At 58.6% G+C, this 12,075-nt stretch carries 14 protein-coding genes; 7 read left to right on the top strand and 7 right to left on the bottom strand.

The features are described 5' to 3' along the window. From PUT78_RS04140 to PUT78_RS04120, 5 genes are all read right to left on the bottom strand, one after another. Positions 1–187: hypothetical protein (locus PUT78_RS04140; RefSeq protein ID WP_274350899.1), on the bottom strand; the 187-nt coding region annotated here is incomplete at its 3' end. Between the two features lie 161 nt (positions 188–348). Continuing rightward, a complete protein-coding gene (locus PUT78_RS04135; protein WP_274350876.1) occupies positions 349–1,125 on the bottom strand; it encodes a SapC family protein in 777 nt (258 codons plus the stop codon). Positions 1,126–1,243: 118 nt separating this feature from the next. Then, positions 1,244–2,512 carry an organoarsenical effux MFS transporter ArsJ gene (gene arsJ / locus PUT78_RS04130; RefSeq protein ID WP_274350875.1) on the bottom strand — a complete coding sequence of 423 codons (1,269 nt, stop codon included), beginning with the start codon at positions 2,510–2,512 and terminating at the stop codon, positions 1,244–1,246. Between the two features lie 85 nt (positions 2,513–2,597). Further along, a complete protein-coding gene (locus tag PUT78_RS04125; RefSeq protein ID WP_274350874.1) occupies positions 2,598–3,620 on the bottom strand; it encodes an ArsJ-associated glyceraldehyde-3-phosphate dehydrogenase in 1,023 nt (340 codons plus the stop codon). A 3-nt stretch (positions 3,621–3,623) separates the two neighbouring features. Then, positions 3,624–4,463, bottom strand: coding sequence for a metalloregulator ArsR/SmtB family transcription factor (locus tag PUT78_RS04120; protein WP_274350873.1), 840 nt, complete (start codon positions 4,461–4,463; stop codon positions 3,624–3,626). Between the two features lie 584 nt (positions 4,464–5,047). On the opposite strand from PUT78_RS04120, the gene PUT78_RS04115 reads away from it, so the two are divergent. Beyond that, complete coding sequence (locus tag PUT78_RS04115; RefSeq protein ID WP_274350871.1) at positions 5,048–5,803, top strand: hypothetical protein; 756 nt, start codon at positions 5,048–5,050, stop codon at positions 5,801–5,803. Here the strand turns inward: PUT78_RS04115 and PUT78_RS04110 are convergent. Continuing rightward, positions 5,800–7,098, bottom strand: coding sequence for a hypothetical protein (locus tag PUT78_RS04110; protein WP_274350870.1), 1,299 nt, complete (start codon positions 7,096–7,098; stop codon positions 5,800–5,802). The two genes, PUT78_RS04115 and PUT78_RS04110, sit on opposite strands and share 4 nt — an antisense overlap. A 46-nt stretch (positions 7,099–7,144) precedes the next feature. Then, complete coding sequence (locus PUT78_RS04105; RefSeq protein WP_274350868.1) at positions 7,145–8,023, bottom strand: hypothetical protein; 879 nt, start codon at positions 8,021–8,023, stop codon at positions 7,145–7,147. Positions 8,024–8,221: 198 nt separating this feature from the next. Between PUT78_RS04105 and PUT78_RS04100 the strand changes: the two genes are divergently transcribed. The 6 genes from PUT78_RS04100 to PUT78_RS04075 all read left to right on the top strand — a co-directional run bounded on the left by PUT78_RS04100 (position 8,222) and on the right by PUT78_RS04075 (position 12,060). Then, on the top strand, positions 8,222–8,488 hold the full coding sequence (locus tag PUT78_RS04100) for a hypothetical protein (protein WP_274350867.1): 267 nt from the start codon (positions 8,222–8,224) through the stop codon (positions 8,486–8,488). Positions 8,489–9,011: 523 nt separating this feature from the next. After that, positions 9,012–9,770: a hypothetical protein gene (locus tag PUT78_RS04095; protein WP_274350866.1), complete on the top strand. Its 759-nt coding sequence runs from the start codon at positions 9,012–9,014 to the stop codon at positions 9,768–9,770. A gap of 406 nt (positions 9,771–10,176) precedes the next feature. Beyond that, positions 10,177–10,467, top strand: a complete 291-nt coding sequence (locus tag PUT78_RS04090) for a hypothetical protein (RefSeq protein ID WP_274350865.1) — start codon at positions 10,177–10,179, stop codon at positions 10,465–10,467. Further along, entirely contained in the window at positions 10,464–11,048 is a 585-nt protein-coding gene (locus tag PUT78_RS04085) for a hypothetical protein (protein WP_274350864.1), read from the top strand. Before PUT78_RS04090 ends, PUT78_RS04085 begins: the two co-directional genes overlap by 4 nt. A gap of 70 nt (positions 11,049–11,118) precedes the next feature. Continuing rightward, complete coding sequence (locus PUT78_RS04080; RefSeq protein WP_274350863.1) at positions 11,119–11,520, top strand: hypothetical protein; 402 nt, start codon at positions 11,119–11,121, stop codon at positions 11,518–11,520. Positions 11,521–11,631: 111 nt separating this feature from the next. After that, positions 11,632–12,060: a helix-turn-helix transcriptional regulator gene (locus tag PUT78_RS04075; protein WP_274350862.1), complete on the top strand. Its 429-nt coding sequence runs from the start codon at positions 11,632–11,634 to the stop codon at positions 12,058–12,060. The last annotated feature ends 15 nt before the right edge of the window (positions 12,061–12,075 follow it).

The raw sequence follows: 12,075 nt of genomic DNA, 5'->3' as shown, positions 1-12,075 counted from the left end.
AGATTGCGGCATCCATGGCATTGCCGCCTGCGCGCAGAATATCCAGCGCGGCAAGGGTGGCCAGCGGGTGCGAAGTCGCCGCCATTGCCCCGGTGGTCCTGACCGGCGAACGGCCCGGTGATTGCAGGTCACGCATGGCAATACCCCAAATGGCCAGGCCGATTGTCCGGCGGGGCTGTTGTGACATGTCTTTCATCGTGCCCGGTCATGGATTTTCCTTTCCCATGGTTTTCGTGCAGCGGGATGTCGTCAAACCAGTGCATCTGCCATCATCGAACGTGGACTTGCGGTGCGATGCCTGCAAAATCACAAATACAATAACGCGCCACCCCGCATAGCGCTGCGCGGTCAGGCTTGCGCGGATTCTTCGGCAGGCTGCGCGGGCGCATCTGACGGCGCGGCAGTCCGCGTGTCGCGCTGCCCCAATGCGGCCAGATGCCCGAGCGAGGCAATATGGAAATAGATCAGCCCCAGCATGCCGTTGCGGAACATTTCCGCCAGCCTGTCATCAGGCAGGGCCGCCAGCTTGTCGCGGTTGACGCGCTGGAACCCCGTCAGGGTTGCTGTTGTCCCATCCGCGCGGGTAACTGTCGCAACGGCGGGTTCCAGCAAAGCCAGCTCGGTCAATGTCTGGCAAAAGGCGCGGGTCAGGTTGTGCTGTGTCTGATAATCCGTGGTGAATTTCAGCATATTGCCCAGATACTGCGTGCGCGTACCTTCGCTGTCGAAAAGCCGCTCGCCGCGCCCGGCGCGGTTCACCCCTTCATAGGCTTCATCTATGCACAGGGTCAGCGTTTTCCCATCCGCGCCCGTTTCGGCGAAAACAAACGGGTAGCGGCGCAGAAATGCTGGTATATACCGCCCCGACCAGCCACCATCCGCCGTGACAAACAGGTTTTCACCAGATTGCAGCCCCATCAGCGCCACAGGCGTCAGGCTGTCTGCCTGACCAGTAAAGACAATCGGCATCTCGGCGCAGGCGGGTTCCATTTCGGGGACAAGCACAGGCACTGAATTCAGTTGCGCGGCGAAATTCCAGTTATACCCGGTACGAACCGACACATCGGCATGAGCCGCAGCAGAAATCGGTACTGCGTTTTCATAGATCAATAGCTGCTTGGTCATGGTTTCCTGTATTCTCTCTCAATGAATTTCCACCGCAGGGTTCCGTATCGGGACAGCCGGAGTCAAGGAAATTCCCTGCAATCAGGGCGCGCGCCGGTCGCACTGGCAGCGGGGCGCTTCAGGTTTGTTCGCCTGACAGATCGCCAGCCACCAGCCGCCTTGCGGCCAGCCAGCTTGCGGCCGCCATCAGCCCCGCTGTGGCCAGACAGAGCGGCAGCCCCCCCAGTTGATAGCTGACCCCCGAAAGCGCGGTCCCGATCAGCCGCCCCGCCGCATTTGCCATGTAATAGAACCCCACATCGCGGGTGATCCGCTCTGCGTTGCCAAAGGCCAGAATCAAATAGGAATGCACCGAGGAATTCAGTGCGAAAACAAAGCCGAAAACCAGAAGGCCGGCCACCAGTGTCACGCTTAACCATGGCGCGGGCGGCCCTGCCCACCAGGCGGCCAGTGCCAGCAGAAACGGGATCGGCACCAGCACCCCCGCCCAGAAGATTGCCTTTTGCGTAATCGCCTGCCCCGATTGCCCCTTGCCCCCCAGCAGACGCGGCGCAAAGGCCTGCACCCCGCCATAAAGGATGATCCACAAGGCCATGAAACCACCGACCAGAAAGAAGGCCTCTCGCCGCCCTTCGGCAGTGCCATCGGACAGAACCGCCTGAAAATATATGGGAATTCCCACCACGAACCAGACATCGCGCGCACCGAACAGAAACATGCGCGCCAAGCTGAGGCGGTTCACGCGGGCATCATGCGAGCGCCAGCCAGACCAGCTGTCAGCGCCTTTCATCCGCCCCGGCAACCCCTCTGGCAGGAACAGCACGACAAGCAACAGGATCAGTGCCAGCACCGCCGCCATCCCCCAGACCGCCGCCTGAAACCCGGCCAGCGCCAGAAGGGCCGCGCCCAGAAAGAAGCCCGCCCCCTTGACCGCATTCTTTGAGCCGGTCAACGCCGCAACCCAGCGAAACAACGCCCCTTCCTGCGCGGGGGCCAGCAGCTTGACTGCGGATTTCGAGGACATCTTGGCCAGATCCTTGGCGACACCCGACACCCCCTGCACCGCCATCACGAAAATGACCGAGGCGGCAATCGTCCATGCAGGGTCAAGCTGCGCCAGCGCCAGAAGCGCGCCGATCTGCAACGCCAGCCCGGCATAAAGCGTGGCGGCCAGCCCGAAACGTGCCGCCAGCCAGCCCGCAGCCAGATTGGTCACAATACCCGCGAATTCATAGAGCAGGAAAAGCCAGGCCAGCTGCACCGGCGAGAAGCCAAGCGCGTTGAAATGCAGCAGCACCAGCATCCGCAGGGCCCCGTCCGACAGCATGAAGGCCCAATAGGCAGCGGTCACGGCCATATAGGCGCGTATGGGGTTGGCAATGCGCATGGGTGGTGCCTTTTGTTGCCGGGCAAGGGTGGGGGGCTGTCTGCCCCCCACACCCCCCGAGGATATTTTCGCCAGAATGAAAGGATCAGAGGGTTGCTGCGATCATGCGGGTGATATCGCCCAGCCGGCAGGCATAGCCCCATTCATTGTCATACCAGGCATAGAGTTTCAGCTGCGTGCCGTTGATGACCATGGTTGATGGTCCGTCAATGATGGCAGATCGCGGGTCATTGGTGAAATCACCCGACACCAGCGGGCGGGATTCGAAGCCCAGAATACCCTTGAGCGGCCCATTGGCCGCAGCATGGAAGAGGGCGTTCACGTCGTCAGATGTGGTGGGCCGTTCCAGTTCGAAAACGCAATCGGTCAGCGAGGCATTCAGCAGCGGCACGCGCACGGCGTGACCATTCAGGCGCCCCTTGAGTTCGGGATAGATCAGCGTGATCGCCGTGGCGCTGCCGGTGGTGGTGGGAATGAGGTTGGTCAGCGCGGAGCGCGCGCGCCGCATGTCCCTGGCAGGGCGGTCCACGATGGTCTGGGTGTTGGTGACATCATGGAGTGTCGTGATTGACCCGTGGCGGATGCCGAGGTTTTCGTGAATGACCTTTACCACAGGCGCAAGGCAGTTGGTGGTGCAGGAGGCAGCTGTGACAATGCGCTGGCTGCCATCATAAAGATGATGGTTCACCCCATAGACAAGGTTCAGTGCGCCGCCATCCTTTACCGGGGCAGAAACGGCAACTTTCTGCACGCCTGCCGCGAAATAGGGGGCAAGCTTCTCGGCACTCTTGAATACGCCTGTGCAGTCAACGACCAGATCAACGCCCATTTCGGCCAGCGGCAAATCCTCGATCCGGCGCGCATGGGTCAGGCGGATACGCTGCCCATCCAGGACAAGCGCGCCGTCTTCATGCGCGACCGGGGTTTTCCAGCGACCATGAACGCTGTCGAATTCCATCAGCAGCGCATGCTGTCCGGCGTCGCCCACAGCGTCATTGATCAGGACAATTTCGCCCGCTGCGCCAGTGTCGATCAGGTCGCGCAGCAAGAGTTTGCCAATCCGGCCCAGACCGTTCAGGGCAATGCGGGGTTTGGTGGTTTCCGGCATGGGTCAGGCTTTCTCCCGTATGAGGGCGTTTGCATCAATGGCATCAATGCGCGCCTGCAGCGTCAGCCGGTCAAGCCTGGCCATGGGCAGCGCGACAAAGGCTTCGATCCGGCGGCGCAGCGCGTCATAGATGCGTGCGAAGACCAGCGCGCGTTCGGGTTCAGGGCCTGTGGCCCGGACCGGGTCCGGCAGGCCCCAATGGCCCGTTATGGGCTGGCCTTGCCATGGCGGGCAATCATCCGCAGCAGAGCTGTCGCAGACGGTAAACACGAAATCCATCTGCGGGGCGCCGGGTTGCTGAAACTGCGCAATATGTTTGGAATGCAGACCAGTTGTCGCATGACCATGACGCTGCAGAATAGTCAGCGTCATCGGGTTAACCAGACCACCTGCGCGCGTGCCTGCGGAATACGCCAGAAAGCGCCCTTGCCCCAGATCGCGCAGCAGCGCCTGCGCAAAGATCGAGCGGGCGGAATTGCCTGCGCAGATAAAAAGGACATTGCAGGGCCGGTCATCCATTGGCGCGCAATCCTTGCGGGCAGGCGGCAGCAGATCGGGGCGCGCACGCGCCAGATCAAGGGCGAGATAGCCGATCAGCGCTTCGGTCTGGTGCAGATTGACCGCATAATAGAGCGAGCGCCCTTCGCGGCTGACCTGCACCAGACCGGCCTGCGAGAGGGCGGCCAGATGATGCGAAAGCGTGTTCTGTTTCAGCCCGAGTGCCTGCGCAATTTCTGTCGGGCGCTGGCCGCGGGGCGCAAAGCGCATCAGCAGACGGAACACCGACAGCCGGTCAGCATGACCAAGAGTCGTGAATATTCGGGCGGCATCATTTATATCCATTATTCATGAATATTCGAAATAATTTTTCCAGACAAGTGATCCTTTTGTAACAATGCCCCGTCCTGCACACGACACAACTATAGCGCGATTTCTGACAACGCCCGGCGCGGTTAGGCGCCCCTGCGGTGTTCACGCCGGGACGGGCCCGCGCAGGATCGCGCGCGGATAAACCGCGCGCCCGTCATTGTCATGCCTGACGACACCGTCGCCCCCATCAGACCAGTGCAGGTTGCAAGGCGGCGCTGCGTCATGGGCGAGTCGGCTTGCTGTGCGATCATACGATATGACGGTATGCGCATCTGACCGGATAACCCCATGAATTCCTGTCGTGAATCACGGCTTCACGAAAAACTGCGGCGCGGATTGCCGAACCGGTTCCCCGCTGAAATGGCACCAGGTTGCAGGCGATCGGCATCAGTCCGCGCAACGATGCCGGTCATCATACCAAAGGTGTAAAGCCATAGGACGGTCGGGCGATGTGCCATTTGACCGAAGGGGCGTAGGACAGATTGCATCGATGCCGAAACCCGACCGCAGCGCCGGGCCGTCACGATAGCAATGGAAACCGAATTTAGGAGTGCGCTATGCGTAAAAAAATGATGCTCGCCATGGTTGCGGCTGTGAGCGTGGCCCCCCCGGCTTTTGCCCTTGATCTGAACGATGTTCTGGGAACGCTGAACCTTGGGGGTGATGAAACGGGGCTACCGCTTATTGGTGGGTCAGGCATCGCGCTGGACGGTCTGGCAGAGGCCCGGCTGCTTGGGTCGACACTGATTTCATCTGAAAATGCTGATCCGTTGCTGAAAGCCAATGTTCTGGACACCCCGACCGAAGACGGTCAGGTGATTGCGGAAGTGAATGTGGGCGGCAGCGATCTGATCGCGCTGGATGACCTGCTGGGCACGTTGGACCTGGGCGGCTTGCTGGGCGACGGTGATCTGCTTGGCGGTGACCTGCTTGGTGGTGTCGTGGGCACCGTTGGCGGCCTGACGGGCGGTCTGACCGGCGGCGACGGTGATCTGGTTGGTGGCCTCGTGGGCACCGTTGGTGGCCTGACGGGTGGTCTGACCGGCGGCGACGGTGATCTGGTTGGTGGTCTCGTGGGCACCGTTGGTGGCCTGACGGGCGGTCTGACCGGCGGCGACGGTGATCTGGTTGGTGGTCTCGTGGGCACCGTTGGTGGCCTGACGGGCGGTCTGACCGGCGGCGACGGTGATCTGGTCGGCGGTCTCGTCGGCACCGTTGGTGGCCTGACCGGTGGTCTGACCGGCGGCGACGGCGATCTGGTCGGCGGTCTCGTGGGCACCGTTGGTGGCCTGACCGGTGGTTTGCTGAACTAATACCGCCCTTGTGAACCTGCAACGCTTCGGGTCAACCCGGAGCGTTGCCTTCTTGCCCTGCGGCCATAATGTCGGAACGCGCGTTCCAGAATGCCGTAACGTTGCATATAACGTAGGTAAAGACGGTATTCCCGCGCCCTGCTGCAGCATTTCTCCTCATGCCATGCGCGCGCGGCATAGATAGCCCCGACACAGGAGAAGGCCGCGATATTCGCCGCAATCTCTGGCAGGGAATGTCCAAGAAACGGCAGACTGATCATCGCATAGGATGTCATCTTGCACAGATATGCCGGGTGGCGCACCAACGCATATGGCCCGCGCCATATGGTGCCGCGATAGGTCAGGTTGGAAAACCGGATCCCGAACAGCACCGTCGCGCTGACATATGTCGCGATGACCAGCAGAATCAGCGTTCCCCAGACCATATACAGAACCGGCGACTCTGCGAAGAACGTGCCCCACACAATGTCATTGCCGTAATCCAGATAATTCCTGCCGATAATCTGCCAGAACGGGGCATAGCAGATGACGCAGACAACCCATCCCCTGAATGTATGCTCTGTCAGCCGGACCTGGCTGCCCAGCAACCGGGACGCTGTCGCATATCCGATAATGGCAAAGACGACATCGATGAAGAACAGAAACCTGTATATGAATTCAAAGATATCCCGGAAATTTTCAATGACGATAACGACGGTCTGGAAATATATCCAGTCATCAAGCCCATAGCCGAACATCAGCGGCAGAAAAAATGCCTTCACCAGAACACCGGACAGAAAATTATTCAGCCTGTGTCTGTCATCCGGCAATTCCGCATAAATAATTGCGCGCCCAAGATCGGATAAACCGTCCTGCGGATTCTGAAGCAGATAATCTGCTGCGACAATATAAATGTATACTGCGCAAAACAGTGCAGGCAGATAACTGAAGGTAGGTTGCAGAAACCTTTGATACCAGACATCCTGATATATCGGGGCGATGCTATAAAAACACACAAGGAAAATGGTGATCGCCGTCAGACCGATGAACTTATGCCCAAGGCGTTGAATATCATCGCGGCTGAAGGGGCGTGGCCGGAAGGGGCGGAACGCAATCTGGCGACCGACGCCCGCGCTGAAATCGGCCGCAAGCATGATGAAAAACAGAAGCGACAGGAAAAGAATGAATGCCAGAAGCGTTCCGGTCTTCAGGCCGACGGGCCACATAAAGATAAGGCCGATCAGGCACGCTACCCCGATCAACCCGGTCAGGGCCGGGGGGGAATCCCCGAAATGTCTGTGTGCGCTGGGTGGCATTGTGAACGTGGGTCCGGCATGGTTGCCGGACCGCACCTTTTTCTGATCAGCGCATCATCGCTGAGACAAGCATGTCCCGTGTCGTATTCACGACGATGCCCTGTGCCGACGCACGTCCGCCGGATGTCGGATATTCAACGCAGCCGCCGCCAGGCACGATCTGCGGGCTGATCGCCACGCGCACCCGCATCAGGTCTGAACCATTGGCATATGCCCCGACGATAGTGCCGAGCAGAATGTTGTCGCGGTCAAAGACGGAAACGCCGTTCAGAATTTCGTAGTTCCCGGCTGCCGGACAACGGCTTGCAGCGGCTGACCTTGGGGCGTTGATAAGCACATTCGTGTTCGGAAGGCCAGACGTCCCGCTCGTGCCAGACGTCCCGCTCGTGCCGGATGTGCCGCTCGTGCCGGATGTGCCGCTGGTGCCAGACGTGCCGCTGGTACCGGACGTGCCGCTGGTACCGGACGTGCCGCTGGTACCGGACGTGCCACTGGTGCCAGACGTCCCGCTCGTGCCAGACGTGCCGCTCGTGCCAGACGTGCCGCTGGTGCCGGACGTGCCGCTCGTGCCGGATGTACCGCTGGTGCCAGAGGAGGTTCCGCTGGTGCCAATCCCGACGGTCGCGAGCGAGTCATCGGTCACGACCCCCACATTGGCATTCACGCCCCCGACACTGGCGTCCACTTCGGCCAATCCGCCGCTGCCGCCGACATTGGCATCCACCCCGACGGAGTTCCCGACACCAACGCTGACGCCCAGCCCGTCGGATGTATCAACTCCGACACTGATCCCGCCAACACTGAGATTGAGCGCATGCGCCGACGGGACAAGTGCCGTTGCGCCAAGCAGGGCGGCAACTGCAAGCCAATAACGGCGCGGCTGCGCGACGAATTTCCCTTCGCCTTTTGAGTATTTATGTTGCATTTGCGATCTCCAGATCCATCAAAACTGAATTTTTCGAATTGCCAGAAAGTCGAATAAAAAAGCAGTACGAATGGTGTAGCCACACCTTCGTCCCCCCGAACGTTCCCAAGCACATTCTGGCAACCAACCCGTATTACAAGAATTACACAGTTCAGTGTTGCCAGCAAAGCCAGATGTACTGCAAGATATTGAATTTAAATGAATATAGCACTTAAGGTGTATGACGATACTACCATAGGGCGATCACTTTCGCAGGCCTTGCCGGTATTTTCTGCGAATCCGGTCGCCGCAAAACCCCGGAATCCACCCAAGAGTGCGCAAACACGTGGCAGCGTCACATCAAATCGCGGGAATCAATTTAATGCGGGCATCCTGTTTCTACCTTGGTGGCATATTTTCTTGCGACAGGATGAAAAACCGCCGCGCCAGTCCAGCGCATTGTTGCAGCGATTTACGCCTGAATGATGATGCCTCAATGTCCGTTTCTGTAGTTATCGTGATCGCTGCATCTGATAAACGCGTCTGGTGGGACATGGTGATGGCGGTAATTTCTTATAAAGTCATATTTTTGGCGCGTCCCATTCCCACCCCGGCACGTTGTGGAAACGCTGTTCCGACCCTTATCTGAAACAGGTATTATTCGTGAAACCTGCATTCCCGCATGAACAAGACACAGTCGCAGCGGTCATGCAGTGTCTGGCATGGGGGGGGGCGATGGCCGCGCCGGATTGTCATGATTTTATACAACTTCTAATTGCTATTGACCATGAACAGGTATGAACGGCATACTACCTTTGTCGGGATGGACTGAATATTGTCATCCTTGGTAGTGTTCGGGTGTGTGTCAGTACGATCTGGCTGAATGCAGCCGGTACAAGCTAAATTAACTGGTCGCAGCAGTTCCGTTTCCCCACATAGGAATTCACCAAGGTTGTTCCTGTCACGGCCCACACGAAATATGGAAATCAAGTGATCAAGGATCAATAACATGCAAGTCATCGAGCTTCAGATCAGGCGCGCCAGTCGGGGAACCGCATGGCGGGCGCGAACAGCAGTCGCTGCATTCTTTGGGGCGGTGCTGCTTCCACTCAGTGTTCAGGCGCAACTGCTGTCGATTGGCGGCGGCGACAATGGCGGGCTGAATGTCGGCGTCAGTCTGGGCGGGATATCTGCGGGTGTCGGGGTCGGCGGCGACAGCCTTGCCAGTGTTGACGCCAGTGTCGGTTCAAACATCAATGCCGGTGCTACGATCGGCGGCTCGGACGGGCTGGCAGATGTATCTGCCAGCGTCGGTAATCTTGATGCGGATGCAACAGTTCTGGGGACCGACTCGGCGTTGTCGGCCAGTATAACTACCGGCAGCACCACGCCGGGTGTGCCGGGCACCCCCACCCCACCACCGGGGCCGGGTCCGGGGCCGGGCGCGACACCGGGGCAACAGTTTCCGGACATAAATACAATTCCGATTACGCAACGCCACCGCCCCAGCGGCAGATGCGCCGGCGCAGGCAATTATGATGTGCTGAACGGTCTGGCCGTGCTGGATTCGCGCGGCACATTTCTTGGTGTTGTCGTCGGTGCCTATGTCACCGGTACAGAACTGACGCGCGTGCGCATTGCTGTCGATCCACGGGTCGTAGCCAGCGGCGGATGTGTGGAATACTCCACCGCAGGTGGGCGGGCAACGCCGCAGGGCATCATGATCAACACCACGCAGGACAATCTGCAGGCCTCGCTTAGCCGCTGAAACAGGGTGCATTCCTGCGCATCCGGGCACAATGTCAGGAAACCCTGACAGGGGTTTCAGGCCCGCGCAATGCGGCCACACAAGACGCGACAGCTTTTGCGTGTATTGCGTAAAACCGTAAAAAGCTGTCGCGCCCGTTTTTTAAAACAGACTGATCCGCATATCCGGGAATCGCAACGCCGATTCCCGGATATGCGTTATATGGATTGCGCGGATCACTGCAGCGCCCATTCAAGGAAATCGAGCCTGTCTGCCATGGTGCGCAAGCGCGCGCGCCCTTCCCTCTATGGTATCAAAAGCGGGTAGTCGTACCAACGGGGTATTCCTTTTGCGGGCGCCGGGGCCAGTATGGATCACGAATTCTGACTGGTGAGTATGACCTGTCGGGCAGACCATGGGAGGCGCGATGATGATTGCAACAACAACACGAATAACGCGGTCCAGTCATGGAACACCAGCACTGCGCAACAGTGTCGCGTTGCTGCAATTGCTGTTTGCGCTTCTGGGCGCAATAGTCTGCGCCGCAGCGGCATATGTGCTGGATCAGTCCTTCGGCATGGTTGTTCTTGCATATGTGGCCGGGGGCAACTTGTTCTACCTTCTCGGTGCCCTGCTAAGCTTTCTCGCACGTTTCAGGACGAACAGCGGATTTACCCGCCTTGAACCTGGTGCACATTATTCACGGAGCGGAACATGACCCTGTACCATGACATCCACATTTCCCGGGCGCCCAAAAGGGCGGCGGCCGAACCCGGTTTTCTGGCCCGCGTTCTGGCCCGCTTCGGCTATGTCAAGGCCACACCAGGCCCGTTCCGGGCATCCAGAGACCGGAGTCACGGTATCGCCGTTGGCTTCGATTATGTTGCGCCACATCTGATCGAAGATCGTCGTATCTATGTTGTCGAAGGAAAGACGCGCCCGCTTTTTGCACTGGTGACGAAAATTGCCGCGCCAGCCATGTCCATTACATCGGTCGGCAGTCTTGAAAGTGCGGAGCGCGCGATAGAAAGCTTCAGCTATGAAAAAGCGTTGCTGGTGCTGGATATTGACACGCTCGGTTCCACCACGGACGCCGTGGAAAAACTGATTGCATTCCGCAGGCGTTCACCTGATACGCCGGTGGTTATTGGCAGCTCTCTGTTCGCCAGGCATGATTTCTCGCTTGCGCGGGGGGTCATTGCTGATGCGTCAGTGCGGCTGCCCTGTGATTGTGTGTCGGTTGCGCTGGCGATCGAAAGTGCCGTGGGCAATAGTGCAATGCGGTTCCGGGCAGCGTGAACTTGTTGCGTCCTGCTGGGGTCTGGCCTATGCTGCCGCATTCTCCGCTTGCAGCGCTGGAGTGGTTTGAGTGAAGCGTATTTCCGCTATTATCGTGTTGATTTTTCTAGCCACTGCCAGTGCGGTGGCTGGTCAGTCGGGGCGTGGTCTAAGTGTTGTTGATGTAGAACGCATCGTCGGGCGCGAAGGCAACACGCATTACATATTGATTCTTCAGACACTGGAGCAACGCGGCTACAGAATCGTGGATGTATCCAGTACATGGTTAAACAGGCTTCGGATCTGGGCAGAGAACAGGGCCCATAAGCGCGAAATCGTGGTAAGCCGCGCAACAGGGCGTATACTTCGGGATGCTGTTGTGGAAACTTATGGGAATAGCGGACTCGGCCCTGAGGTCATTCCCGTTGTCCCGATAGAAGACCTTTTGCAAAACCATTCCGGAGGTATCAGGGTTGTTCCCAATCCTCGATGATAGAACCTTTCATCGCCAGCAGGACCACATCTGATGTTTGGATTCCGCTGGCATATGGTAGTCATCATTTTAGTCGTGCTTTTTGTTCAGATCGCAAGCGCAGGATTCTTTATGATAAAGATCCTGTCGGAACTGCTGTTGATCGAATTCCTGTGGGTGCCGTGGGAAGTTCAGGAACTGCTGGAAATCCTGTCCAGTTTCGGGCTTCTGTTCGGGGTGGTCAGCAGCGTTGTGTTGTTGATTCTGGGGTCACGGCGCGCCAACCGCATAAACGACCAGCTACAGGCCGCAGCGGGGCAGTTCTACGAGTATGTTGATCGCCAGTTCGAGACATGGAAACTGACACCAACAGAACGCCATGTCGCCATTCTGGTGATCAAGGGCTTTTCCAATGCGGAAATAGCCAAATTGCGCGGAACCACTGAATCGACCGTCAAATCGCAATTGTCGTCGATCTTCCGAAAATCTGAATTAAGCAGCCGTCAGCAGCTTGTGTCCCATGTGATCGAAGATCTGGTTTCCGCGATTCCCGAACCGTGACAATCGCGCGCCGGG

The organism is Roseinatronobacter alkalisoli (assembly GCF_028745735.1).
GTDB lineage: Bacteria > Pseudomonadota > Alphaproteobacteria > Rhodobacterales > Rhodobacteraceae > Roseinatronobacter > Roseinatronobacter alkalisoli.
The sequence above is the reverse complement of the archived record's forward strand: the minus strand, read 5'-3'. Positions and strand labels throughout refer to the sequence as shown.